The sequence below is a fragment of the Cytobacillus sp. Bac17 genome (assembly GCF_024519925.1).
Lineage (GTDB): Bacteria > Bacillota > Bacilli > Bacillales > Cytobacillaceae > Cytobacillus > Cytobacillus pseudoceanisediminis.
On record NZ_JALJRC010000001.1, the window covers coordinates 783,265 to 809,752 of the forward strand.

Annotated in this window: 25 protein-coding genes and 1 pseudogene; 7 read left to right on the forward strand and 19 right to left on the reverse strand. The window is 40.3% G+C overall.

The window, feature by feature from the left end; translation table 11 throughout:
• Positions 1-10: 10 nt before the first annotated feature.
• Positions 11-106, forward strand: a pseudogene (locus tag NR125_RS29880) (helix-turn-helix domain-containing protein); the annotation flags it as partial.
• 465 nt (positions 107-571) lie between these two features.
• On the opposite strand, the gene NR125_RS03895 reads toward NR125_RS29880, so the two are convergent.
• The 9 genes from NR125_RS03895 to NR125_RS03935 all read right to left on the reverse strand — a co-directional run bounded on the left by NR125_RS03895 (position 572) and on the right by NR125_RS03935 (position 6,348).
• The gene (locus NR125_RS03895) at positions 572-1,261 is read right to left on the reverse strand and encodes an N-acetylmuramoyl-L-alanine amidase (protein ID WP_019381619.1); all 690 of its coding nucleotides are present in this window, start codon (positions 1,259-1,261) and stop codon (positions 572-574) included.
• A gap of 121 nt (positions 1,262-1,382) precedes the next feature.
• Entirely contained in the window at positions 1,383-1,649 is a 267-nt protein-coding gene (locus NR125_RS03900; protein ID WP_026041693.1) for a phage holin, read from the reverse strand.
• A 2-nt stretch (positions 1,650-1,651) separates the two neighbouring features.
• Positions 1,652-1,927, reverse strand: coding sequence for a hemolysin XhlA family protein (locus tag NR125_RS03905; RefSeq protein ID WP_019381617.1), 276 nt, complete (start codon positions 1,925-1,927; stop codon positions 1,652-1,654).
• 229 nt (positions 1,928-2,156) lie between these two features.
• Complete coding sequence (locus tag NR125_RS03910; protein ID WP_256814736.1) at positions 2,157-2,366, reverse strand: hypothetical protein; 210 nt, start codon at positions 2,364-2,366, stop codon at positions 2,157-2,159.
• Positions 2,367-2,402: 36 nt separating this feature from the next.
• Entirely contained in the window at positions 2,403-2,603 is a 201-nt protein-coding gene (locus NR125_RS03915) for a hypothetical protein (protein WP_019381615.1), read from the reverse strand.
• Between the two features lie 135 nt (positions 2,604-2,738).
• Entirely contained in the window at positions 2,739-3,185 is a 447-nt protein-coding gene (locus tag NR125_RS03920) for a hypothetical protein (protein WP_019381613.1), read from the reverse strand.
• Positions 3,186-3,353: 168 nt separating this feature from the next.
• On the reverse strand, positions 3,354-4,073 hold the full coding sequence (locus NR125_RS03925; protein WP_009331075.1) for a LutC/YkgG family protein: 720 nt from the start codon (positions 4,071-4,073) through the stop codon (positions 3,354-3,356).
• Positions 4,070-5,500, reverse strand: coding sequence for a LutB/LldF family L-lactate oxidation iron-sulfur protein (locus NR125_RS03930; protein ID WP_256814737.1), 1,431 nt, complete (start codon positions 5,498-5,500; stop codon positions 4,070-4,072). Before NR125_RS03930 ends, NR125_RS03925 begins: the two co-directional genes overlap by 4 nt.
• Positions 5,501-5,631: 131 nt before the next feature.
• The gene (locus NR125_RS03935) at positions 5,632-6,348 is read right to left on the reverse strand and encodes a (Fe-S)-binding protein (RefSeq protein ID WP_009331077.1); all 717 of its coding nucleotides are present in this window, start codon (positions 6,346-6,348) and stop codon (positions 5,632-5,634) included.
• Positions 6,349-6,553: 205 nt separating this feature from the next.
• Between NR125_RS03935 and NR125_RS03940 the strand changes: the two genes are divergently transcribed.
• Positions 6,554-8,302, forward strand: a complete 1,749-nt coding sequence (locus NR125_RS03940) for a B12-binding domain-containing radical SAM protein (protein ID WP_009331078.1) — start codon at positions 6,554-6,556, stop codon at positions 8,300-8,302.
• 31 nt (positions 8,303-8,333) lie between these two features.
• Here the strand turns inward: NR125_RS03940 and NR125_RS03945 are convergent, their stop codons facing one another.
• Positions 8,334-8,489, reverse strand: coding sequence for a hypothetical protein (locus NR125_RS03945; RefSeq protein WP_009331079.1), 156 nt, complete (start codon positions 8,487-8,489; stop codon positions 8,334-8,336).
• Positions 8,489-8,650: a hypothetical protein gene (locus NR125_RS03950; protein ID WP_019381612.1), complete on the reverse strand. Its 162-nt coding sequence runs from the start codon at positions 8,648-8,650 to the stop codon at positions 8,489-8,491. The genes NR125_RS03945 and NR125_RS03950 overlap by 1 nt, the downstream gene beginning before the upstream one ends.
• A gap of 168 nt (positions 8,651-8,818) precedes the next feature.
• Here NR125_RS03950 and NR125_RS03955 point away from each other — a divergent pair, with 168 nt between their 5' ends.
• On the forward strand, positions 8,819-9,169 hold the full coding sequence (locus NR125_RS03955) for a DUF3905 domain-containing protein (protein ID WP_009331081.1): 351 nt from the start codon (positions 8,819-8,821) through the stop codon (positions 9,167-9,169).
• A 73-nt stretch (positions 9,170-9,242) separates the two neighbouring features.
• Here NR125_RS03955 and NR125_RS03960 read toward each other — a convergent pair whose 3' ends face one another.
• On the reverse strand, positions 9,243-10,607 hold the full coding sequence (locus NR125_RS03960) for a TrkH family potassium uptake protein (protein ID WP_009331082.1): 1,365 nt from the start codon (positions 10,605-10,607) through the stop codon (positions 9,243-9,245).
• A 138-nt stretch (positions 10,608-10,745) separates the two neighbouring features.
• Between NR125_RS03960 and NR125_RS03965 the strand changes: the two genes are divergently transcribed.
• The 4 genes from NR125_RS03965 (at position 10,746) to NR125_RS03980 (ending at position 15,022) form a co-directional block, all read left to right on the forward strand.
• On the forward strand, positions 10,746-11,864 hold the full coding sequence (locus tag NR125_RS03965) for a CdaR family transcriptional regulator (RefSeq protein WP_256814738.1): 1,119 nt from the start codon (positions 10,746-10,748) through the stop codon (positions 11,862-11,864).
• A gap of 104 nt (positions 11,865-11,968) precedes the next feature.
• The gene (gene glcD, locus NR125_RS03970; protein WP_256814739.1) at positions 11,969-13,381 is read left to right on the forward strand and encodes a glycolate oxidase subunit GlcD; all 1,413 of its coding nucleotides are present in this window, start codon (positions 11,969-11,971) and stop codon (positions 13,379-13,381) included.
• Positions 13,378-14,709, forward strand: a complete 1,332-nt coding sequence (locus NR125_RS03975) for a (Fe-S)-binding protein (protein WP_256814740.1) — start codon at positions 13,378-13,380, stop codon at positions 14,707-14,709. The genes glcD and NR125_RS03975 overlap by 4 nt, the downstream gene beginning before the upstream one ends.
• A 112-nt stretch (positions 14,710-14,821) precedes the next feature.
• The gene (locus NR125_RS03980; protein WP_009331086.1) at positions 14,822-15,022 is read left to right on the forward strand and encodes an alpha/beta-type small acid-soluble spore protein; all 201 of its coding nucleotides are present in this window, start codon (positions 14,822-14,824) and stop codon (positions 15,020-15,022) included.
• Positions 15,023-15,071: 49 nt separating this feature from the next.
• Here NR125_RS03980 and NR125_RS03985 read toward each other — a convergent pair whose 3' ends face one another.
• From NR125_RS03985 to NR125_RS04015, 7 genes are all read right to left on the reverse strand, one after another.
• A complete protein-coding gene (locus NR125_RS03985; protein WP_256814741.1) occupies positions 15,072-16,217 on the reverse strand; it encodes an anti-sigma factor domain-containing protein in 1,146 nt (381 codons plus the stop codon).
• Positions 16,214-16,957: an RNA polymerase sigma factor SigI gene (gene sigI, locus NR125_RS03990; RefSeq protein WP_251174387.1), complete on the reverse strand. Its 744-nt coding sequence runs from the start codon at positions 16,955-16,957 to the stop codon at positions 16,214-16,216. The genes NR125_RS03985 and sigI overlap by 4 nt, the downstream gene beginning before the upstream one ends.
• Positions 16,958-17,077: 120 nt before the next feature.
• Entirely contained in the window at positions 17,078-18,319 is a 1,242-nt protein-coding gene (locus NR125_RS03995) for a DUF5667 domain-containing protein (RefSeq protein ID WP_256814742.1), read from the reverse strand.
• Positions 18,320-18,488: 169 nt separating this feature from the next.
• Positions 18,489-18,965, reverse strand: coding sequence for a hypothetical protein (locus NR125_RS04000; RefSeq protein WP_009331091.1), 477 nt, complete (start codon positions 18,963-18,965; stop codon positions 18,489-18,491).
• 162 nt (positions 18,966-19,127) lie between these two features.
• Positions 19,128-22,415, reverse strand: a complete 3,288-nt coding sequence (locus NR125_RS04005; RefSeq protein ID WP_256814743.1) for an efflux RND transporter permease subunit — start codon at positions 22,413-22,415, stop codon at positions 19,128-19,130.
• Positions 22,416-22,621: 206 nt separating this feature from the next.
• Complete coding sequence (nhaC, locus tag NR125_RS04010; protein ID WP_071160474.1) at positions 22,622-24,019, reverse strand: Na+/H+ antiporter NhaC; 1,398 nt, start codon at positions 24,017-24,019, stop codon at positions 22,622-22,624.
• A 446-nt stretch (positions 24,020-24,465) separates the two neighbouring features.
• Positions 24,466-26,043 (reverse strand): peptide chain release factor 3, encoded by a 1,578-nt coding sequence (locus NR125_RS04015; protein WP_009331094.1) that lies wholly within the window; start codon positions 26,041-26,043, stop codon positions 24,466-24,468.
• Between the last annotated feature and the right edge of the window lie 445 nt (positions 26,044-26,488).

A 26,488-nucleotide genomic window follows, 5' to 3' on the forward strand; every position in this document is an offset into this window, starting at 1 on the left:
CAGTTACTACGAATGTAACAAAATTAATCCCTCACTGGAGGACCTTGAAAAGTTGGCGAGATATTATGGAGTACCCGGGGAGAAAATTAAAGATGTAATATACTAAAGCCCCTCTCGAGTGAGTAGGGTTTTTAATATTGATTGCTAAAAAGCGACCTATCGTTTTCCCTGTTTTCTCTTTCTGTCAAGAACCCAACAATGAACCCAAACCATATAATTGAAGCCACAACCGCGACGCCAGCTGCACCTATATAGATTAAATACCAAACCAGAACGCTGAAGAAAACTGTAACTGCCAGGCAAGTAACTATATATAAAAGATATAAAATCTTTCATTCCTCCTTTATAAACAACTAATACGCTAAAAATAACACAAAGGGTTCTTGAATAATTTGATTGTTCCAAAGTGGAACTTTTTGTTTATGAAAAAAATAATGCCCCGGATTGTTCATCCTGGGCTGACCTTTAGATTATTTTGCACGAAATATTCCTGCCTACTAATCCATCAATTGCTAAACCATGATGGGCTTGATTTTCCATAACCACTCTCGATCGAAAAAGGGTTTATTTATTATTTGACACGTAAGCGCTGACCAACATAGATAGTATAGTCTGCATCAAGATTGTTCCAATCCCGGACCTGCTGGATTGTGCTCCCATAGGTTCTGCTTAAAGAATATACAGTATCTCCAGATACAACAGTGTGGTAGACCGCTGAACTCTTCTTGGGAAGATTAAAGCTCTTCACAATTCCATTAACATGTCCACGGGCTAAATTTTCAATAAATGTGCTTGATTTTAACTTTGTTGCATCATTGGCATTGTCAATAAATCCATTTTCAGTTAACAAAGCAGGCATCAATGTTTCACGAAGTACATGGAAGTTTGCCTGCTTTTTACCGCGATCATAATAATCTACCAACTTAATTACTTCAGCATGAATATTGTTTTGGTAGGTGGACGTAGGTGCTCCAACTCCTGGATAAACATAGTCTTCATATCCTGTTCCCCCGCCTGCATTAATATGAACTGACAAGAAGTAATCAGCTCCCCATGCATTGGCAGCATTTGTACGCTCAGATAAAGATACTGTTTGATCTCCAGTTCGGCTCATACGGATGGAAATATTATCATATTCAAGGGTTAGAATATCTTTTATACGTGTAGCGATTTGAAGTGTTAAATTCTTTTCCTGAAGACCATTTCCTACTGCACCTGGATCAGTGCCGCCGTGACCTGGATCAATAAAAAGTTTTACCATATTTAAATCACCTCTAATAATATTTTTATTCACAAATCTATTAACTGCTTGTACTGCTGTCCTTAACTCACATGACCCTCACCCCCTTTAAGGAATAAGAAAAGCCACCCAAAAGGGCAGCTTATTTAGGCCATTGATAGCGTTTTGCTTGTTGACTATCCTCTATTCCTTTTGTTGTAGGATCATTTAAAGCATTCCACACACTCACCACTATCAGCAGTAAAACATATGGATTAGAATAAGCTCCGACCAGCAAATTAAAAACAGAACCCCAAGTAGTGAGGTCCTGTGCAGTCAAACCATAGTATCCTAGTATTGGTGCAAAAAAAGCTAGAAATAACTGTGCTAGAAATACAGGATTTTTAAAGCGAATCTTCCAGTTGATCATGTTCATTGTCCCCCTCTTAAAACATTATAAAAAATTGCAATCGCTCCCCCAATGATTCCAGTACTGATTGCAGTGATAATGGCTGCTGTAATTGTTCTTTTTATCCATGTTGTATTTTCGTCAATTTTATTTAGCTTTTCATTTATTGAAATAATTTGTTGATCCTGTCGAGTTGTAATTTTTTCAAGATTGTTCACCCGATTCTCAATATCTCTAAGATCCCCTTTTATTTCTGCAATTTCTTTGTCGTACATATTTTCATTAACCGTCTCCTTCAAGATAACCAACCTCCATATAAGGATATCTTGTGCTTGTCCAGCTATATGGACTTAAGTGGCTAAAATTTATATTCTTTTCCACATTGAGCACTCTATAAGGTAGTAAATGAAAACCTTCTGCATCAAGTAACGGCAACTATCTCCATTTTGCATTAATAGTTCTTCTACAAAGTAATTTACTTTCCCTAACCTTTAAACACTGTAAAGATAATTGCAATACCGCCGCCAATTATAGCAGTGAAAACGGACATAATAATGGCATTTGTAATTGTTCTTTAGTATCTTCTTTAATTTCCTTTAGGTCACCTTGGATGTTCTGGATTATTTGGTCTTGTAAGAGTGTTTTATCCTGTAGCCGGCGAATATCACCTTTCATTTCTTCAATGTCTTTCTTTACAGATGTCTTCCATAAATCCATTGTTTCCACCTCATTTGTCACTTACAATACCTCCTTTGAAGGTAATAAAAAGAACCCTTAAATCTTAGGTTCTTTTGTACCATTTGCTTCCTTTGATTCAATTAGATTATTTTCAAGTTCCTGGATTTTCTGCTGCAATTCTTTGTTTTGAGAAACCACATTAAATTGTGCCTTCAAGATAATATTTTCGTGTTTTAGTTTTCCAAGTTCATTTTGAAGATAAGGGTCTATAGAAATTTTTTGATTATCTCCGCTCATAATGTAATTTCTCCTCCTATTTGGGCTTTTAGATTTTCTAATTCTGTAAGCGCCACATCTAATTTTGGGGATAATTCCTGAATGGCTTTCCATTCCATAACGTCTATTGCATACCCACAAGCGCCTTTTGTGGTGTTACAATATCAACAGGCGCTTCCTGATAGGTAAGACCAAGCCTTTTTTATCTACTCCCGGAATATCACCTTCTAAGTAATACTGTTTCACAGGAGTTGCAAGGATTTCTTTTAGTGCAGATTTGGTATACAATTCAATTTCACTTTTTAGTTCTTCATCAGAAGTATAAGTGGTTGAACGTACTTTCAAATCATTCCTCAGAATATTAACATTCCCACAAGATCCGGCTACAAGGGTTAGTTCACCGCCTGGCCTTTCATTTCTTACAGTGAGACCTTCGCTGCTGGCGCTACCAAATCCGAAATATGCACTTCTTGTAGTACCGGTTTTAAAGAACTCAATATAACAATTCGTTCTCCCATAAAGCTGCAATAAATCACTGTCGGCTCCAATCCAAACTTTATCTTTGAAAACAAATTCCCCTCTGTTTATGTTTTTAAATGTCATTCCATCATAGAAAATGTGAACATTTCAAATAAACTAGCTACTGATATTCTAAACCTTCTTCCTCTTATAGAAGCTGATCTCGCCTGGGACGCTTTCAGAAAAAAACGCCAACAAAAGTTGGCGTTTTTTTCTCGTACTAACAAACCAGAATGCCAGGTGTCAAAGGCATTATAAATCTTCAATAACAATATACGCAGCCTTTACAGGCCCATGTACACCAACAACGAGGTTCATCTCAATATCAGCGGAGTTGCTTGGTCCAGTAATGAAGTTAATGCAGGAAGGTGCCAGCTGCCCTGAGTTTACCCTTTCCCTAATGATCCTTGCAGCCTGTGTCATACGCGGGACCAGGGTGCTCTTCGGAATAAGGATGATAGAAGCAGCAGGGAGAAAGCTGACTGTCCGCCCGTGATCTTTGCTGCTGAACAAGACTGCTGTGCCGGATTCAGCCAGAGTTATCTCACTGACCGTAATTCCGATGTTAGCATGTTCTGCGTAGTCAATATTTCTTCTTTCTTCAGAAAAATCCCACTCATATACCTCTACTTTCTCTTTTGGCCAAATTTCCTTAAATAGCGGTGTAAGCCCAAACTGTCTATAGCGGTCATCCTTCCAGGTCACAACTGGCCCCCCGCCATATTGGGCTACAATTTCTTTGAGCGTTTCAGTCAAATTGTCAGCATTGGTTACAACAAGATCAGTGTGGATTTTCGTACACTGTGTCTTTAATGCTTCAAGAAGCTCATCAGCATCTGCTTCTTTCAAGACTGCATCCTGCGGGTTAAAGCTCCATTTTGGTCTTTCCACTCCAGTAACTCTTTTTTCTCTGCCTAATCTGCCTGCAATTTTACTTAAAAAAGCATCTCGATTCTGAATTGTTCCATTCACTGCTGTCCGCCTCCTTTCGGCCGATTTTTGAACCAATCGCGAAATCTTTCTTTATTAGGAGCTGGAAAATCCCTGATTTCTGTCCATGCCTTTAATGGGCCTGGTCCCTTTGTAATTTTGTCGCCTGCGGTAAATGGATTCATGGCTGCCGGTGCCAGCTTTGACCCCAGTTTGTAAAGGGACGGTGAAGCTGCTCCCAGTCCAAAAGCCTTCATGGTCATCTTTTCCGATATGGGAGCTCTTCCTTCTTTTTCGACAATTACCTGCCGGTGTTTATGAAGAAGTTCATGAAGAGGGATTTTGACTGGACAGGCTTCCGTGCAGGCTCCGCAAAGTGTTGATGCATAAGGCAATTCCTTATAATCATCATAGCCGCCTAAAAGGGGGGACAGGACCGCTCCAATCGGGCCTGAATAGATGGATCCGTAGGAATGACCGCCAACATGCCTATATACGGGACAAACATTTACACAAGCAGCACAGCGGATACATTGGAGAATGGAGTGAAACTCTCCTCCTAAAATCGAAGAGCGGCCATTGTCCACTATAACCAGGTGGAATTCTTCAGGACCATCGACATCGAGTTCTTCTTTTGGACCTGTCAGAACAGTAATATAGCTCGTAAGCTTTTGTCCAACAGCGCTCCTTGTCAGCATGCTTACAAGCACTTCCATTTCCTCATAAGTCGGGACCAGCCTTTCCATGCCCATTACCGTAATTTGCGTCTTAGGCAAGGCAGTGACAAGATCTGCATTGCCTTCATTAGTCACTAATGTGATTGAACCGGTTTCAGCAACAGCGAAATTGCAGCCCGTAATGCCAACATCGGCGGTTAAGTATTCGTGGCGCAGCATTTCTCTCGCATGCCACGCAAGTTCTTCCGGCTTTTCTGTGTTCTGATAGTTCAATTTTTCTGCAAAAACATCCCGAATCTGCTCTTTATTCTTATGAAGGGCAGGCGCCACTATATGTGAAGGGGGATCATGGTCGTCTACCTGAAGGATGTATTCCCCCAAATCAGTTTCAATGACCTGGCATCCGGCCTCTTCCAGTGAGGCATTTAAATGAATCTCTTCGGTTACCATCGATTTTGATTTAACTACTTTTCTTGCATTCTTCTTTTCAATTACTTCCCGTATATAGGCAGAGGCTTCTTCAGCACTTTCAGCAAAATAAACGTGCCCTCCCCTTTTAGCTACATTTTCGCTGAGCTGGTATAAGTAAAAATCAAGATTTTCCAGTACATGCTGGCGAATTTCTTCTGAAAGCGACCGCCATTCTTCCCAATTTCCAAGTTCTGCTGCAGCGTCTAGCCTTCTTGTCTGAAGCCTTTCCTGTGCACCTGAAACTGCCCCTCTCATAAAGGAATTGCTTATTCCGGAATCTACACGATCCTTAAAGTCGTTTGTTCCTATTTTCATAGCCATTTCTATTCCCCCTTAAGCGCAAGCGCCTTACCCGCCAGTGTCACACGAGGCGCCAGGCTGCTTATGCTAGACAATGATCAACTTTCAAATCTGTCTATCCTGCTTTTTAAGAAAGCATGTCCATTAATTGCTTAGCGGCAATTTAACACTTCAGCAATATGCATAACCCTTATTGGCTTTCCCTGCCTACCGATCCTGCCTCCAATATTCATCAGGCACCCCGCGTCAGCTCCAATGAGAATTTCTGCTTCTGTCTCCTCTATATGTCCAACCTTCTCATCTACCATTTGTTCAGATATTTGAGCCATTTTCACGGAGAAAGTACCGCCAAAACCGCAGCATTGCTCCTTGCCGGGAAGCTCTTCGAATTCCAGACCCTTCACATTTTTTAATAATCTCATAGGTGCTTCTCTCACTCCAAGAAGCCTGGTCATATGGCAGGATGTATGAAAGGTGGCCTTTCCTTTTAATTTTGCACCTACATCGTCAACGTTTAGAACTTCAACAATAAATTGAGTAAGTTCGTATGTTTTTTCGGCAAGCTTTTTTGCTCTGGGTTCCCACACAGAGTCACCTTTAAAAACATGAGGATACTCCTGAAACATATAAGCGCAAGATCCAGAAGGGGAAACAACATATTCTGCATGTTCAAATGCTGTGATCATCCTTTTCATAGCTTCCTTTGATTCCTTCACATAGCCGCTGTTGTAGGCAGGCTGGCCGCAGCAGACCTGTGCATCCGGAAAATCTATTTCACATCCCAGGCGTTCTAGCAGTTCAACAGCTGCCTTGCCTGCATTTCCCTGAAACATATCTACCAGACATGTTGCAAAAAGACTTACCTTCATTCATTCCCTCTCCCAGCTAGATATTATATTTTTCTACTATCTTACTATAGTTATAATACAAATTGTTGAATTTTTATAAATATTATAATAATTAGTATAATTTATTTTCCTTATTATATGTCAATGTTTTACTTCCTTTTTTTCATTAAAAAATATGATACAATTATATGATGTTTAAGTAGCTAAAAAGGGAGTTCAAAAATAAATGAAAGTTATCGCCAGTACGCTTAATGCCAAATACATTCATACAAATATAGCGATCCGCTATCTAAAGGCATATGCTCAGCCTGATTTCGATGTGGAATTAGCCGAATATACAATTAAAGATCCGGTAATGAATATCGTTACAGATCTGGTCCGCAAAAAACCTGATGTGATCGGATTCAGCTGCTATATATGGAATATCGAAGAGACCATTAAGGTCATTAAAATGATTAAAAAGATTGACCCCTCCATTCATATTGCAGTCGGAGGACCTGAAGTAACATATGATGTTGCGGATTGGATGAACAATGTAAAAGAATTTGATTACATTGTTATCGGTGAAGGTGAGGAAACGTTCAAACAGCTGCTTACAGAGCTGAATGGCACAATGAATATGGAAAATGTGCATGGTCTTGCTTTCAGGGAAAATGGCCAGGTTCGTATTAATCCTCAGCGGAATAAGCTGGATTTGCGCGAGCTGCCCTCGCCATTCCGCTTTGAAGAAGATATTCCCCACCTTTCTAAACGGGTCACTTATATAGAAACCAGCCGGGGATGCCCATTCAGCTGCCAGTTTTGCCTTTCCTCTATTGAAGTAGGCGTGCGATACTTTGACAGGGAAAAAATTAAGGACGACATCCGATATTTAATGAGGAATGGCGCAAAAACCCTTAAATTTGTGGACCGCACATTCAACATAAGCCGCAGTTATGCCTTGGAGATGTTCCAATTTTTAATTGATGAACATCTGCCTGGTACTGTCTTTCAATTTGAGATCACTGCCGACATCATGAGACCTGAAGTGATTGAATTTCTAAACAAGGAAGCTCCAGCAGGATTATTCCGATTTGAAATTGGTGTGCAATCTACAAACGACTATACAAATGAATTGGTCATGAGGAAGCAGAACTTTAACAAGCTTTGCCGAACAGTCACAATGGTAAAGGATGGAGGGAAAATTGACCAGCATCTTGACTTAATTGCCGGACTTCCTGAGGAAGATTATGATTCATTCAAAAGAACATTCAACGATGTATTTGCAATGCGGCCGGAAGAGCTCCAGCTCGGCTTCTTAAAAATGCTGAGAGGCACCGGGCTTCGCTTGAGAGCAGAAGAACATCAATATATTTATATGGACCATTCTCCATATGAAATACTTGGAAATAATGTTTTGTCCTTTGATGACATCATTCGCATTAAACAGGTTGAAGATGTATTAGAGAAATATTGGAATGATCATAGAATGGATGCGACTGTTGAATATTTAGTTACAAAAGTATTTCCGACTCCATTCGATTTCTTCCAGGAATTCGGCAGTTATTGGGAACAAAAAGGATGGTCCAGAATTGGCCATCAGCTTGAGGATCTTTTCAAACGGCTTTTTGAATTCCTGCAGTCAAAAAACATTGCTGATTTGGAGATAGCAGAAGGCCTTATGAAGCTTGACTATATTTCAAAACAAAAATACAAGCCAAGAAAACCCTGGTGGCAGCCAAGCTTTGAAAAATCCGAGAGATCAAAGCTTTACCAGTCTCTGCTTGAAAATCCAATCCAGCTGGGAGAAGACTTCTTAAGCCTTCAGCTGAATGAAAAAGAAATATACAAACATACCTTAAGTGAAAGATTATCTTTTGATATTGAAAAATATATTAAGGATGGAATAATTGAAAAGAGAGACTCAGTTTTGCTTGCCTATTTCGACTCAAGCTCAGAAAAAGTTTCCATCTTTACTGGCCCTATACATGATTGATAAAACCGGCAGAAATCTGCCGGTTTTTTTTTTAGCATTTATCCCGATCTTTCTTATTATCTTTATCACGGTTCATAAATGGCAGCTCATAAAGTTTTCCGGCATTTATATCACCAAACTCCATACCGAATTCAACATTGGCCGAGCCATTTTGCCGTCCTTTTTTTCGTTGTTTATTATGATCCACTAGGCTCTTCCCTCTTCCCCATGCTTGGAGTTGCGGTTAGCCATTTTCATGGGATTTTCTCCCTGGCTGAATTCTGCTGAAAACTCTGATTCCTGAAGGTTCTTCTTAGGCGTCTTGCTGTATTTTTCAACTGCATTATACTCAGCTTTTCGTTTGGCCATCCCAATCTCCCCCTGAAAAAATATTTCATAGTGCTAAATCCATTTTAAGGTTTAACACAGCTTTATTTTTAGTAAAAAACATGGTTTCATTCCTATCTGAGTCTTCCTTATTTTACAATCATAAATTTTACTGCGGTGCAAAAAATAGAGTAAAAAGGAATGAGCGATATGACTAATAAAAAGAATAAAGATAACAATAGCATTGGCATTGATGAGACACTTCCACATCAAATAGAAGCACCGAGCTTTAAAGACACAGGCATGAAACTTCAGCCGCCTTTCAAGAATTCTTTTGGCGTAACCATTGGGGACAGTTATTATTCTTCTGACAGTTCACCGCTGGAAAACTGGAGCGATGAAACAGATCCTGCAGTGATGGCAGGTGAGGATTGGATTCATCCGACAAATGATATCGGCTGGAATACATCGGAAAACAAAGAACTCCTTGAAAGCAAAAAGCCGCCTCAAGCCTACCCATTCATGCATCCTACTAAAGATGTCAGCCGCGGTACGGATTAATAAGAAAAGTCTTGCGCATAGGCGATGGGGACAAGAAAAAAAGCAGTCCGGAATAATCTTCCGGTCTGCTTTTTTAGCCAATAATAACGCGCTCTTTAGGATAATGAAAATTCGGCTGTTTTTCTTTGCCGCCTATAATAAATAAGAAGGAAGTTAATCCAATTCTTCCAATAAACATTAAGGCCATTATGATACATTTCCCGATCATTGATAATTCCGGTGTGATTCCTAACGACAGACCCGTGGTACCAAAAGCTGAACAGACCTCGAAAATAATTTCAATAAGCTCCATCTGCTTTTCTGTAATGCTTAGAATAACAACAGAGAAAAAACACATTCCAATAGCAAGCAAAGTGATAGCAAGGGACTTCAGAATATCATCTTCATGAATTTCTCTTTTAAATATTTTTATATCCCGATTTCCTTTGGCAAAGTGATATATAAAGAGGATATTCACAGCAAATGTAGTCGTCCTGATGCCCCCGCCGACAGAACTTGGTGATGCCCCAATGAACATTAAAATACTCATTATAATGAGAGTAGGCATTGTAAACTCATTAACATCCATGGTTGATAACCCGCCGCTCCGGGTGGTAGCGGATTGGAAAAATGCATAAAAGAAGCTTTCATGCCAGTTCATGCCTTTGAAATATTGATTAAACTCCATGATGAGCAAAATAACGGTACCAAACACAAGAAGGGCGGCATATGTAACGGTCGTCAATTTTGCAAATAAGGAAAAGCGAAAAGATGGTTCCTGGTCCCATTTATTCCTAAATAGATATTGCTTTAATTCGATAAGAACAGGAAAACCTATAGCTCCTAAAGTAATCAGAATAATATTGATCAGCTGCACGAAATAATCGCCGGCATATGGTTTTAGAGAGGCTCCTGTTATATCCATGCCCCCGTTGGTTGTAGCACTGACAGATGCGAACAGCGCATGCAGGAATGCTTCATCCCATGCAGGATAATATTTAAGAAAATGAAAACCCAATATGAGCGCACCAAGCGTTTCAATCACCAATATAATTTTAATGATTTCTTTTACTAAATTGACTAGGCCGGACAAGGCATACTGATTATGATCGACCATGATGAGGCGACGCCCTCTTAATCCAATCTTACGGCCCAGCAGGAGCCAAAAGAATGTGCCTAGCGCCATGATCCCTATCCCGCCAAACTGAAGGATGAACATGATGACAAAATAACCAAAAACACTGTATGTTTCCGATATATCAACCACTGACAGACCGGTTACACTCACTGCACTGACAGCCGTGAAAACTGTATCAATAAATGCAACCTCCACTCCTGGTTTATGTACAGCCGGTATTCTTAATAAAAGTACCGATACAGATACTGCCAATAAATAATATCCGGATATTACTTGGGCAGGTGTCAGTTTATCCAGCCAATTTCTTACGTCTTTCCACATATCATACCTGTCCCCTTCAAAATTTTTCTAACCCTTATCATAATGAATATACCCGGTTTTTAAAAGGGATATTAGAAAATTCGCAGGAAGTTTTTTATTTATATATAATAAAGTCAAAAAATCAAAGGGAGATATAACATGTTGTTGCCTGACCTGGCTGAAAAAATTATAGCTGAAGTGCGTCAGTTTCTTCAGGAAGATATCATAGTTGCCAATACCTGCGGGGTAATCATTGCAAGTACAGATGCAGGCAGAATAGGCAGTTTTCATGAAGGCGCACTGATTTGCATAAAAAATAAAGAAAAGCTGATTATTACCAGGGAGGATCAGTCTCGCCTTCAAGGTGTAAAAGCCGGCATTAACCTGCCGATCTTTTTTAAAGGAGAAACAGTTGGCGTAATTGGCATAACCGGAAATCCCTATAAAATTTCCCCATTCGCAGAAATCATCCGCAAGCTTACAGAATTATTTATCAGTGAAAGTTACTTTGCAGAGCAGCTCGATTGGCAGGCTCGTGCACTGGAAGGTTTTATGTTTGACTGGCTGCAGGCAAAAGAATGGGATCCCGCATTCAAAGAACGGGCTCATCTTCTGAAAATTAATCTGGCTGTGGACAGACAGGTTTCCATCGCAGAATTCAGGCAAAATAGCCAATTGCTTCATAGGGATCTTTGGAATAGGATATTATCCTGGAAGGAAGCTGGCCCTCATGATATTCTAATCCGCTGGGGCAATAACCGGATAGTGCTTTTAGCTGGAGCTTCTTCAGCACAAAAAGAGAACCTGATAAGAGAAAAGGTCACTCGCTTTCATCGTTTTCTTGAGAACCTTCTGGCCGCTGAAGTAAGTATGGGCACCGGTAAACCACTGCCTCCCTTCAGCCTGTCCGAATCGTTTATGCAGGCAGAACGTGCTTTAAAAATTGCAAAAGACCGTGGCACCATAATTTTTGACCAGGACTTGACCATTGAAATGATTTTTGATGACCTCTCACCAGAAACTAAAAAGGACTTTGTAGAAAGAACAATTGGGACATTCATGAATGAACAGGATCTTATGGTAACCCTTCAGGAACTTTTCAGGCAAAATCACTCTTTGAAAAATACTGCTGAAGCATTGCATATACATATTAACACCCTTCATTACAGACTCAAGAAAATATCGGATCTTTCCGGCCTATACACATCAAATCTGAATGATTTAATGAAATTATTCATTGCGGCAAAACTTTTAGATGAAGGTACAAAAAACAATTAAAATATCCATGAATATTTGTATAGTTAACCATAGCAGGGCATTCCCTGCTTTTTTATACTTAAAGAAATAGATATTGACAGCTTCCATTAAAGGAGAGGATCCATTTGGTTGACGTTCAAATAAAAGAAGAATTAATAGCCGTTGTCAGCGCAGAAAATTATGATGACTCAAAAGCAGGGCGCCTCGTCTATTCATATGACGCTACTCCAAATTTCCAATCGATGCCCGACGCAGTGATCAGTCCGCGAAATACACAGGAAGTATCAAGTATCCTCAAGATTTGCAGCAGCTCAGGAATTCCAATCGTACCAAGGGGATCGGGCACCAATTTATGTGCAGGCACCTGTCCTACAGAAGGCGGAATTGTACTCCTGTTTAAGCATATGAATAAAGTGATTGAAATCGATGAAGAAAATCTTACGGTTACAGTACAGCCCGGTGTCATCACGCTTGACATGATTAACCAGGTTGAAGCAAGAGGGCTTTTTTATCCTCCAGATCCAAGTTCGATGAAAATAAGCACAATCGGAGGAAACATCAATGAAAATTCCGGCGGACTGCGTGGATTGAAATATGGAGTTACAAGGGACTATGTAATGGGGCTGGAAGCTGTACTTGCGGGCGGAGACATTATTAGAACGGGCGGCAAGCTTGCGAAGGACGTGGCAGGATATGATTTTACCAGACTGCTGGTTGGATCTGAAGGAACTTTGGGGATCGTTACGGAAGCAACATTAAAATTAATCCCGCTTCCTGAGTCAAAAAAGACAATGCTTGCTTTATATCAGGATCTTGAACAAGCTGCAAAATCAGTCTCAAAAATCATCGCTGACAAAATCATACCCGCCACCCTTGAGTTTTTAGATCAGCCTACATTAAAGGCAGTTGAGGATTTTGCCCAAATTGGATTGCCAACCGATGTCCAAGCAGTACTTCTTATTGAACAGGATGGTCCGATTGAGGTGGTGGAAAAAGATATGCAGAATATGGCTGAAATCTGCAAGAAACAAGGGGCTGTATCTGTACAGCTCGCAAATTCCGAAATGGAAGCAGAAGCCTTGCGGACTGCAAGGCGTGCCGCATTATCGGCCCTTGCACGCCTTAAGCCCACAACCATTCTTGAAGATGCTACAGTGCCAAGATCTGAAATTGCCAACATGGTAAAAGCAATAAATGAAATTTCCAAAAAATACGGACTTTCCATCTGTACATTTGGCCATGCCGGTGATGGAAATCTGCATCCGACCTGCCCTGCAGATGCCCGGGATAAAGATGAAATGAAACGGGTTGAAAACGCTTTTGAAGAGATTTTTATCAAGGCGATTGAACTTGGAGGGACTATAACAGGCGAACATGGAGTGGGGGTCATGAAAGCTCCCTATCTTGAACTGAAACTTGGCCAGGCTGGCATTGATGCAATGAAAGCTGTTAAGACTGCTTTAGACCCCAATAACATTCTTAATCCCGGCAAAATTTTTGCCAAGGATGACAGAAAACGAGTGGTGGTTGCCCAATGACAACATTAAAAGAACAAATAATCATTCAGGAAGAATTTAAGAACCGAATGAATGAAGATGAACTCCTGAATTGCATGCGCTGCGGCTTTTGCCTCCCTTCCTGCCCCACCTATGTCGAGTCAGGCTTTAAAGAAACACACTCTCCAAGGGGAAGGATCGCGTTAATGAAAGCTGTTGCTGACGGATTAATTGAACCGGATGAAGACGTAGAGAGATCTCTTGATCTTTGCCTGGGCTGCCGGGCATGCGAGCCTGTATGTCCTTCAGGAGTAAAATATGGGCACTTGCTGGAAGAAGCAAGAGATATTATAAATCAGAATAAGAAACATTCGCTTCCGGTCAAAGCGGTTCGCAGTTTGGTCTTTAATGGGCTGTTCCCCCACCAGAACAGAATGAGGGCAGCTGCCGGGCTATTGGGCTTTTATCAGCGTTCAGGTCTCCAATCGGCCGCCAGAAAAACAGGAATGCTGAATTGGCTTCCAAAAAACCTCACGGCCATGGAAAAGGTACTGCCTCAAGTGCCAAAATTAAAAGAAATGAAAAATAGGCCATCATATCTCTCAGCAGATAAACCTATAAAAAAAGCCGCTTTTTTTACTGGGTGCTTAATGGATACGATGTTCCTGGAAACCAATAATGCGACAATAAAACTTCTGCAGCTTGCAGGATGTGAAATCCATATTCCTCAAAATCAAGCCTGCTGCGGTGCTCTTCATGGCCATAGCGGTGAAAAACAGGCGGCTAAAAACTTGGCAAAGAGGAACATAGAGGCTTTTGAGAAGCTGGACGCAGACTATATCATTACAAATGCAGGAGGATGTGGAGCATTCCTTATTGACTGCGGCCATCTTCTTAAAGATGACCGGGAATGGCATGAAAGAGCTGTAAAGTTTTCGCAAAAGCTCAAAGATATCAGCGAAATTCTATACGAACTAGAATTCCACAAAAAAGTTAATCTTGAGCTGCCAGGGCAGATCCTAACTTATCAGGATTCCTGTCATTTGCGCAATGTCATGAAAACCTCAGCAGCCCCGCGCACTCTTCTGAATTCAATTAAAGGCATCGAATTCAGGGAAATGAAGGATGCAGACAGATGCTGCGGTTCTGCCGGTATTTATAATATTGTTGAATCTGACATGTCAATGCAAATACTTGATCATAAAATGATTCAGGCCAAGTCGGCAGATGCAGCAGTAATTGTGACCTCTAATCCGGGCTGTCTTCTGCAGATGAAGCTGGGGATAGAACGTGAAGGTTTATCCGGAAACGTAAAGGCCGTTCATATCGCAGATATTCTTCTGGAAGCTGCTGTTCATAAAGAAACATAAAGAAACTGCTTATGCCGAAATATTACCACTTATGAAACTCCCTTTTTAATTCATACTAAAAATACAGAGGGAAGATAAACTCTGTAAGACCAATAAAAAGGAGTTGAATACAATGGCAAGAAGCAGCAATAAGCTTTTAGTTCCTGGGATTGAACAATACATGGACCAGGTAAAATATGAAATTGCCCAGGAATTTGGTGTTCAATTAGGCTCTGATACTGTATCCCGGGCTAACGGATCTGTGGGCGGAGAAATTACTAAGCGACTAGTACAGCAAGCACAGGCACAAATGTCCGGCCAAAATAATCAATAACAACTTCATATAAATGGAAAAAGTCCGGAGCCATCTCCGGACTTTATTCTTACCTATTCCCTCTGTCATTATGCTTCCCTTGATTGTTTCCGCTGGCATTATTTCGATTGTTCCTGTCTTTCTGATTCTTATCAGGACCATTACCGCCTCTGTTTTTCCCATTATCTTTTTCTTTGGGATTTCTCTCGGGGTTTTTTCTGTTTTCATTAGCTTTATTATTTTTTTTTTCGCTTGGACGATTTTGATGTTTTTGGGCTTTTACGTTATTTTCTTGATTTATCTTTTCTTTATTATCATGCCTATTTCCAGGATTATTTCCATTGTTTTTACCGCTGTTATTCTGCTGGTTCCCAGATTTCTTTATTTGCCCTGGAACAGCAGGTTTTTCTTTATGATCTTCTATTTTCTCCTGCTTTTTTAATTGGATTTGCGTATTTTCTGCCGGCTTTTGCGGAGCAGGAATTTCTTTATCTGTCTGTTTAACAGGATTTGCAGGTTCAGGCATTTCTATCTTGTCAGCGTCAGCTTTTAATTTATTTTCTTTATATAATCCAGGTGAGAGCCCTTTTTCAATAGCAGCTTCTCTTTCCTCTTCACTTGCTTCCAGTAAAGTTACTTCAAGCTGCTCTTTTTGTGCAGCTTGTTTTATATCTGCCAGCTCCTCCTGAATACGCTTATCCGCTTCTTTACTCTGTTCTGTATAAACGGCAGCAATGACTACTTCTTTATTTTCTTTAAAATAGCCCTGTTTCTTTATCTGAAGAAGAATTTTGTCAGCTACATCATGAATGCTGTTTTTTTCCCATTTCTTGATGTTTTGTATAATTAGTTTTCCTTCCTCATTATAAGGAACGAGCTTTACTACCTGATATTTTTGATTGACCCCTAGTTCAATACTCGGATTAACGTCGATTGACATATATGCATACACTTCGTCATTTTGCAGGAACGGCAGAAATGAAACGATAGCGAGCATTAGTGCAAAAGCTGCTGCCATTAATCCTTTTCCTTTAAATAGATTAAAAATAGTTAAAGGCGACGACTTTTTTCCGTTTTTCAGTTCTATTGGGAAGAATTCAATTTCCTGGCCAAGTGTATATGCCCCATCTTGTTTTCGGGCCCGCAGAAATTCACCTTCCGGGGTTAATAGTGTTAAAAAACGTTCGTTTATTTCCATGATAATTCCTGTTTTCACGTTTCCAACACCCCTTTTATATAATCCTTTAGAAAGATATAATCGCCAGTTAATATCAGTGATATGGCAATTATATATTTCCTATTTCTCTCTATTGTTTTTCTGCTTAAGGATACATAGCTCTCAAGCTGCTTTATCGGCAGCTTTTTTTTATCATAAAGTATGTTTTTGAGTTCATCATTTTCAACCAGAATCTTGGCTACTGTCATCGCATTTTTTCGTGCATCAGCATGTTTTGGAGACTGTTCGATCAAATCGCTGAAGGTAAGATCGAATTCCTGCAGAACCTGTGTAAACTGGAGAATTTCTTCTTTTCTCAGTTCTTCATCCGTTTTTTTTCTGAAGTCTTCAATGGACAATTCGTCTTCAATCGCAGAACCCGTATCATCATCTTCCAGATTAGAGCCTCCATTAAAACTAAGATTCTGAAATTTGGATTGCTTACGGATATAATCAATAACCCGTCTTTTAATCAGCACTTCCGAAAAACTGATCAATGAACTCCCTTTATCAGGACTATACTTTTGAATGGCTTCATTAAAAGCGATGAGACCAATGCTGAATTCATCATCTGATTCATGTATGTATCTCTTGCAGACTGATGATACTGTTTTAGCAATAAACGGCTTATATGACTCTATTAGCTCATTATTTAATGCTGTATCTCCCTGCTGTATTAACTCTACCGTTTCTTCGAGCGTTCTTTTACGCTTCTTTGCCAAAAACAATAAACTTAGCAATTGCCCCACCTCTTTTCAAAACACATTATATCATACGGTGTCCAGATTATTTTTTTTAGGGTGGTTTGTTTATTGGCAAAGGAAATGAAAGCCTCGAGGAGCTTTCTTTTCCAGCATAAATCAGTTGCCTTTATTCTCTTTTCCTTGACCTTTTACTTCTTCAGCTTTCAATTTTCCTTTGCCGGCATGGCTCTTTGCCTCTGCCTGCTTTTCTTGAACTTTCTTTGCCTGCTGTTCTTTTGCTGCTTTCCAAGCTGCCTCACGTTCTGCTTTTTCAGCTTGTTTAGCTGCTTCGCGTGCTTCCTTTTCTGCTTTTTTAGCTTCTTCTCGTGCCGCCTTTGCTTCTGCTCTCTTTTTAGCCTCTAAAGCCTTTGCCTCTTTTTTCTTCTCAGATTTAGCTGCATCTTTTACCTCTTTAGACACCTTCACGGCATTTTCAGGTAACACAGTTTTCTCTTCAGAAGCTGATTCATCCATCTCTTTCTCCGGATCTTCTGCTGCTTCAGCTTCTTCAGATTTAATCGGAGCAGGCGCCATTTCTGAAGATTGCCCAGCCTGGTCAATTCCAGTATATTCTTTTTCTTCTATCAATTGTTCAGACCATTTTTCAGTGAACTTAGCAATGTTCTTTTGCATCGCTAAAACAGAGGGATGGTTTTCATCGAATCTTTCTGAAAACTTAGCAAGATTTGCCTGAAGGGCAATGATATTCTGGGCAAGGATTTCTTTTATTTCATCTTCAGTTTCCTTGTTGGCCGTGTCATTATCAGAAGAATCTTCACGGTCTGCATCGTCTTCATCTGGAGTTTCCACTTCAGCTGATTCGTCTAGATTACCGTTGTCCTCCTCATCTGATATTGATTTTCCCAGGTCTTCATTCGCTTCTTCATCAACGATAGTTTCAGCGTTTTCCATCTGTTCCAGTGCTTTTTCTATTGCTTCTAAAGCTTCTTCTCCCTTTCCTTCAGCAAAAAGTGCTTCTGCTTCCGCCATACGCTCTGAAGCATAATCGGCAAGCAATTTTGCATCTTTAATGTCATCAAAAGTTAGAGCAAGCTTCACTTTTTCCAATGCAATCTTTGCAAAGTAGAAGAAGCTTCCAGGCAATAGAGATGGGGCTTCTTCATCAAGCTCTTCTTTATCATTTTCAATGGATTCTGCTGCATCTTTTTTTGATTCAGCAGTTGCTTCAGCTGAAGGATCATTTTTTATTTCAACTGTTTCAAATTCTTCATCTTCCTTGTTCTCACTTGCAAAGGCTGTTGCGGCTGAAAATGTGAATGTTCCCGCAATTACCAGTGCAAGTGTGCTTTTTGCCATTTTATTCATTTCTTTACTGGATAAAAATTTCAATAATTTCACCTCAAAATTTAATTAAAGCGGCCGCTTGTTCATTACAACTGTACGGATTCATGAAAGAGATTTTTGGGGGTTATTAAAAAATTTATTTTTAAAAAAGATAAAAAGCTTTAACATCACTAAATTGATTAGTGTGCCAAAGCTTTTTTCATTAATTAAATGATGTGCCATCTTAACTTTCCACCGGGTGCTTTCTACATTTCAAAATGATCCACCTGATCAATAGACCGGTGAATACACCCGGAATTACAAAGAGCATAGGAAGAAAGACCGGTCCGAAAAAAATCCCAAATAATTTCAGCTTGGTTGAGTACATAAGTCCTACTGTCACAAAGTAGGCACTGAACACAAAGGGAAGGAAAGATAATTCTTCATTTTCCGGCATAGCAGTACGATATGCATCCCACATTGCAAACATATAAAGACAAGGGTAAAACATGAGCCACTGATAATTTAGGACATGAACCGCTTTGTCAATTTCTCCCATGAAACTGAGCATGATGGCTGAATTAAAATGGCTGTATACATTAATGATGAATTCAAGCGCGACAAATAAAGTTCCCTTCCACAGCTTCCCCATTAATAATTGGCTAAAACCAGGCAATGCAATACTCCAAAAAACTGCTTCTAGTTTACTGAATTTTTTCATTTCATTACCACCAGCTACAAGTCGATACTTTTATTGTGCTCTGTTTATAGGTCAATTATCAATGAATTTTCCAGATATTTTCCTGAAAATCCAGTAGGAAGTTATTTCCATTTTGAAACACCATGACAAAAGGCCCCTTCTTATCGAAGGAGCCTGCACGGATTAAGTATTTTCATCCTTGTTGTGTTCTTTTTTTTCTTTGTTATCTTCTTTTACAATTTTTAACAACTCTTCCAGCATGGCTGACATATCATCTCTGCTGTAGGAATTGGCTTCAGAGGTTTGAAGCTGATTTTTGTCTTCTGGACTTTTATTGTGATTCCAGTCTTTATCCACTCTTTCTTCAAGCAGATAGGCTGGCACTAAATGGCCATCCGGTGTTGCATACATTTTATTTAACCGCCTTGTATCCTTGTCAAAGAAACTATATACAACAGGTATCACAAATAGTGTCAGGAATGTACTGCTGATCAGCCCGCCTATCAGAGCAATTCCCATAGGCTGGTTAATTTCAGTACCTTCCCCTAAACCAAGGGCAAGAGGAACTAACCCAAGTATGGTTGTTAAAGCTGTCATAAGTATCGGTCTTGCACGGTCCTTAACGGAAATAATTAGGGCATCATAGGTCTTAAGGCCATTTTCTTTCTTTTGGTTAATATAATCGACAATGACTATTGCATTATTAACTACAATTCCTGCCAGCACAATAATCCCGATTATTGCTGTTAAGCTAATAGGTGTTTGGGTTGCTGTAAGAGCAATTGCCACCCCGATCACCATGAGAGGCACAGTAAACATGATAACTAAAGGATACTTCAGCGACTCAAATTGGGCTGCCATTACAAGATATATAAAGATTATTGCCAGAACAAAGGCCAGAATCAGGTCATCAATGGATGATTCCAGCAACTCCCTGTCACCGCTAAAAACGATTTCCGTTTCATCCGGCAAATCCAGATCAGCAATTTCTTTATCCACTGCTTTTGACATGGCACCCATGTTTGTTGAAGACTTGTACTTTAATGTAAATTGAACAGCATCCTGCTGGTTGATGCGCTGAATATTGACCGGTCCTTCTCCGCGTTCTATATTAGTTACGTCACTCAGAGCAGCATAATTTCCATCAGGCTTTTTTATAAGCAATTTTTTTAAATTATCAATATCCTGTGTGACTTCCCGATCGTACTCAACAAAAACGCCATATATATTCGATTCTTCATCTATCATTTGTGTTGCCCGATTGCCACGTGTTACATCATTTACTGCCATGGCTACCTGGGCAGGAGCCAGGCCTTGCTCAAGTGCCTTTTCACGGTCCACAGTAATTTGAATTTCTTCAACTGTATCCATAAGGTCAGTGGATAATTCTGTTACATCATCTAAGTCCTTCAATCTATTATAGATTTTATCTGCATTTTCCGTTAAGCGATTTGGATCTGTATCCTTTACACTGAAAGTCAGAGTATTCGGAGCTGTACCGGATGAGGATTGCATGTTAAATGAGAGTTCGGCAGTTTCATTAACCTTTGATGCAGCATTTTCCAGATCCTTTTTGATATCATCGGCAAATTCAAAGGTTGATCTTTCACGCTGATCAAGCCCTTTCATTTTGATGTACAATTCAGCGATATTGGCATTCTTCGAGCCCCGGAAGGATCCTTCCTGTGTAGTTCCGATGAGGCTGACATATGTATCTACCTCTTCTTCATCCTTTAATTCTTCCTCTAAAGCAGATATAACTTTTTCAGTTTCTGAAAGTGCAGTGCCATTTTCAAGCTCCATACGCACCGTAAAGAAGCCTTCATCTGTATTTGGAAGAAATTGTGTGCCTAAGGTGGTCATTCCAAAGCTTCCCGCTGCCAATAACAGCATGGTGATCGCTATTACCACTGCGCGATTCCGCAAAGACCACTTAATTGATTTTTCAAGTGAACGCATTAAGCCTGATTCCTGCCTTTTTGTCTCAATATTTGCTTTTGGAGACTTCAGCAGCCGGCTCGCCAGCATTGGCACAACTGTCAGTGCAACAGCTAGAGATGCAAATAAGCTAAAGGAAATGGTCAGGGCAAACTCCTTAAACAATTCACCGATGATTCCAGTAATAAATACTACTGGAAGGAATACAGCGACAGTCGTTAGTGTGGAAGCAGTAATCGCACCGCCTACTTCTTTTGCTCCATCGCTGGCGGCCGTTTTAGGATCTTTCCCCATTGATAAATGGCGGTAAATATTTTCAATAACTACAATGGAATTATCCACCAGCATCCCAATTCCAAGCGCTAATCCGCCCAGCGTCATAATATTTAAGGTGAAATCTGAAAAATACATTAAAACAAACGTAAAAATAACAGAGTAAGGAATTGAGATGCCAATAATAAGCGGGCTTTTAACATTCTTCAAAAAGAAAAATAGCACAATCATCGCAAAAGCACCGCCAAGAATCAGTGAATTGGAGATATTCCCTATTGCAAGCTTTATGTAATCCCCCTGATCAAAAAGAATTTCTGATTCAATATTTTCAAACTGTTCTTTCTCAAGAAGATCATCCAATTTCTGTATGAATTGATTTGAAACTTCTGCCGTATTAGCGTCTGACTGCTGCAGGACACTCAGCAAGACAGATGGAGAATGGTTTGTGCGCGTGATAGTGCGATCATCCTGGCTGGCCAGCTGAACCTCTGAAATATCTTCAAGGCTTACTTTATCGCCTGTTGCAGGGTCAACTGTTACAGTAAGTTTTTTCAGCGTTTCAAGGGAATCTATGGAACTAATGATCCTGGTTGTCAGTTCTTTTCCCTCAGTCAAAACCGGATCACCCGGCATTGTAATATTATTGGATTCAATTACATCGACAACATCTGCCTGGCTTAGTTTGAAATCTCTTAGTTTTTCCTGATCAAGTTCCACCCTTACTTCCTTAATGGCTGTTCCGGAGAGATTTACGCTTGCTACTCCTTTAACCTTGGTCAGCTCCAGGTTCAGTTGTTCTGCAAGCCTTCTCAATGCTTCAGGCTCTTCATCTGCACTAAGGGATAATTGTATGATAGGAAACTGGGCAGGATCAAACTTCATAAATCGCGGTTTATCGGCTTCATCAGGAAGCTGTGTCTGGTCCAGTCTTTGAATAACCTCATTTTGTATTTCATCAATATCTGTCGTCCAGGAAAATTGCATCAGAATGAAATTTGCGCTCTCTTGCGAGGTAGAAGTTAAGGTTTTAATCCCCGGCAATGTTGCCAAATTTTCCTCGAGCGGCTTTGTTACTTTTTCCACAACTTCATCGGGACTTGCTCCTGGATACGAAGTTACTACTACTCCTACAGGAGGATTCAGATCGGGTATGAGCTTTAATGGAATATTCATAAGGGAGACAGCCCCTAAAATAAGCACTAAGAACATCGTAACCAATGTAAAGATTGGCCTTTTGATTGAAAAATCACTTATTCGCACACATTCTGCTCCTTTCAAAGTCAGTAAATATATGACGGCTGCAAGATAGATATAAACACATTTTAACTATATTAAAGCAGCTATCACTATGCAAGAAATCAGTGTGCTGCTGAATGGTGATAGAGAACAATATCTATGACTTTAAAGGGGCTCAATCACCCCAAAAAAGACATTGCCTAAACCTTTGCCCACAGAAAAAAGCAGCATTACACAGCTGCTTTTTTCTCAATTTTTTCGATTTTTAAACCAGTGAATCCATAGATAAGAGTAATAACTGGACTTAGTATGCAGAAGAACGCAAACGGCATGTAAGCTGCTGTTTCCACCCCTAGTACACCTGCCAGAAAAACTCCGCAAACACTCCACGGGACTAACGGGTTTACCACGGTGCCGGCATCCTCAAGAATCCTTGAAAGATTTTTCGGGTGCAGACCGGCTTTTTCAAAAGGCTCTCTGAACGCATTCCCAGTTAAGAGAATCGACAGATATTGTTCTCCAAGCAGGAAGTTAATGCCGATTGCTGTTCCTGCTGCTGCTGCCACTAGAGAGGACACACGATTCAAAACACCTTTGATTCCTTCAAGCAAAGCTGGAAGAATGCCAAGCTTAAAGAATAAGCCTCCCATGGAAAGTGCAAGCAATACCAATGAAATAGAAAACATCATACTTTCCATGCCGCCTCTTGATAATAGTGCGTCTACTTCCTCTGAACCACTTTTTGAGACATATCCTGAAAACAGCAATGACATCACTTTTTCGAAACCGAAGCTGTTTTGAACAAAGATGGCCAGGATTAAAGCCGATAAAATTCCGGCTGACAGCGTGATGATAGCCGATACTCTTTTAATGGCCAGTATTGTCAAAATGACAAATGGAATTAGGGAGTACCAATGTACCAGCCCCTCATCCAGCAGAGTTTTTTTCAGCTGGGCAATTTTTGAAAAATCAGATGCTGCCTCGCCTGGTGACAGCACAGCAAAAATTGCCAAAGAAATAATAAACGAAGGGATCGTTGTCCATGCCATGGTCTTTATATGCTCAAATAAATCCACCTTAACTGTCGATGATGCCAGATTAGTTGTATCAGACAACGGAGACATTTTATCTCCAAAAAAAGCACCGGAAATAACTGCACCTGCCGTAATCGCATCCGAAAGACCCAAAGCAGAGCTGACTCCCATAAAGGCCACTCCCAATGTAGCAGCCGTTGTAAGCGAGCTTCCAATGCTCATGCCAATCACTGATGCTACCACAAACACAATGGCATAAAAGAACTTTCCATTAACAGCTTCCAAAGCCATGTAAATAAATGTTGGAATGGTTCCGCTTGCCATCCAGCTGCTTATCAGCATGCCGATTAAAAAGAAAATGAAAATCGCCCCTAATCCGGACTGGGCACCTTCTATCAGCCCCTTTTCCAGCTGTGTAATGGATACTTTTTTTATTAAACCGTAAGCAATTAACCCCATTATCGCGAAAACAACGGGAATATGAGGCACTGCCCCTGCGAAAATAATAGAATAACTGATCCCTCCAAGGATTAATAGAGTGACAATAAGTGCCTCAAGCGGCTTCAAATTCAATGCTGCATGTTCCTGATGCATAATGTATTCCTCCTAAAAAAATACAAGAAATTCGAGAGCAAACAAAAAGAGCCCTCTCGCCTATAGGGACGAAGGAGCTCCGCGGTACCACCCTAATTGATAAGCCATTTATGCTTACCCGCTTAAAAAGAATGTCCTGTGAAATGCAGTTGTATTTCGACCAATTGCTGCCTGAATTTTCATCACCCATTCAGTTTCTATCTGCTGCCGGCAACTGCTCTACTTTCTTCTGCGGACAAAGTCTATATTTTTATCGAGATTGAACTTCCTGCTTTTTAACTTAAACGCTTTTTAGTACTAAAGCGGATGTGTTAATACTATATTATCTATTGATGAATATGTCAATAGGAGTGACAGAGGAATTTACAGGAATTGAATCAGGAGAAGAGAGGCTGATCATTTACAGGGACCAAAAGCAGAAACGGCCCCTAAAAGAGGCCGCATGATTATTCTGAGTCCATCGGATTATATAGTTTTACATCCGGATTTTTTTCCTGGAACCACCGGAGTGCAAAGTCATTTTCAAAAAGAAAAACGTTTTTGTCATAACGGTCTTTAACCAGGAGACTTCTTCCGCTGGAAAGATTTTCGTTGACCTCATCGCCTTCTACCCAGCGGGCGATTTTGGAGCCTTGCCTTTCCATATAAACTTCTGTGTTATATTCATTTTTCATGCGATGTTCAAAAACTTCAAATTGCAGCTGTCCAACTGCACCGAGAAGGTATTCTTCCATTTTTACTGTTTTAAACAGCTGGATGGCTCCTTCCTGCACCAGCTGCTGGATGCCCTTATGAAAATGTTTTTGCTTCATGACATTTTTGGCAGTTACTTTTACAAATAGCTCAGGTGTAAATTGAGGTAGACGTTCGTATTGGAAATTATTTTTACCTGCCGTTAACGTATCGCCAATCTGGTAAGTTCCCGGGTCATAAATTCCAATGATATCCCCGCTTACTGCAGTATCGACTGTACTTCTGTCATCAGCCATGAATTGTGTGGACTGCGCAAGCTTGATGGACTTTCCGATTCTTGGTATATTTACAGCCATGCCTCTTTCAAATTGGCCAGAACAAATTCTTAAAAATGCTATCCTGTCGCGATGAGCAGGATTCATATTTGCCTGAATTTTAAATATGAAGCCAGAAAATTCTTCTGACAGCGGATCAATTTCACCTGCTGAAGAATTCCTCGGCTGCGGCGGCGGTGCAAATTGGAGATAAGACTCAAGGAATGTCTGTACACCAAAGTTGGTCAGCGCGCTTCCAAAAAACACAGGGGTCAATTCTCCCTTTGCAATTCTCTCTCTTGAAAACTCATTGCCCGCTTCATTTAACAGCATAATTTCTTCAAGAGTCTGATCATATAGACCAGAATCCTTAATGGAGTGGTTTCCCTCTATTTCGCCTTCCTCATTCAGTGAAATAAAGCGGTCCTCTTCCTCTACTCTGAATTGCTCAATTCGATTATTAAACCGATCATAAATTCCGAGGAATTCTTTCCCCATCCCGATTGGCCAGTTCATAGGATATGATTCAATTCCCATGACCTCTTCTAATTCCGCAAGGAGCTCAAGCGGTGCCTTTCCCTGGCGGTCAAGCTTATTCATAAATGTAAAGATCGGAATTCCTCTCATGCGGCAGACCTTGAATAATTTAAGTGTCTGCTCTTCGATGCCTTTCGCTGAGTCAATGATCATAACAGCACTATCAACGGCTGTCAGCGTACGATACGTGTCTTCACTGAAATCCTGGTGACCAGGAGTATCTAGAATATTAACGCGCGCACCATCATATTCAAACTGCATCACACTGGAGGTAACAGAAATACCGCGCTGCTTTTCAATTTCCATCCAGTCGCTTGTTGCATACTTGCCTGTCTTCTTTCCTTTAACTGTACCCGCGTCACGAATGGCACCCCCGAATAATAGGAGTTTTTCTGTCAGCGTCGTTTTACCGGCATCCGGGTGGGAAATGATTGCAAAGGTGCGGCGGGATAAAACTTCTTCTTTAAAATTTTTGGACATATTGGTTCCTCACTTACTTATATGAAAATTTGTTTATCGCAGTCTAACGGTCAGTTTGACTCCCATGTCGTACACATAGCAAATTGAGAATGGGTAAGCGGGAGTCTAAACTGCCCGTATAGGCCCGAATGAAGCACAAAGACTAAGAATGCCACGTCCTCCCAAAAGCTGCCGCTTTCGGTCGTGCGATGTATCGCTCTGTAGCTTTCCTTATCCTGTGGCAACGTCTTTGTGACCCACATCGTGCGGGCCTCAACTTACAATCAGCGGGGGATGAACCCCCACAGATTGAAGTTTCACTTTATCAAGCAATCAATGTGACACTTAATTATTGCAATACCTTCAATTTTATCGCTCCGAAGTAAAGTTTGCAACGCATTTTAAGATTGCATATTTCTTTTTATAAATCTTTTTCAGGCTTATAATAGTGAAACAAAATATAAAA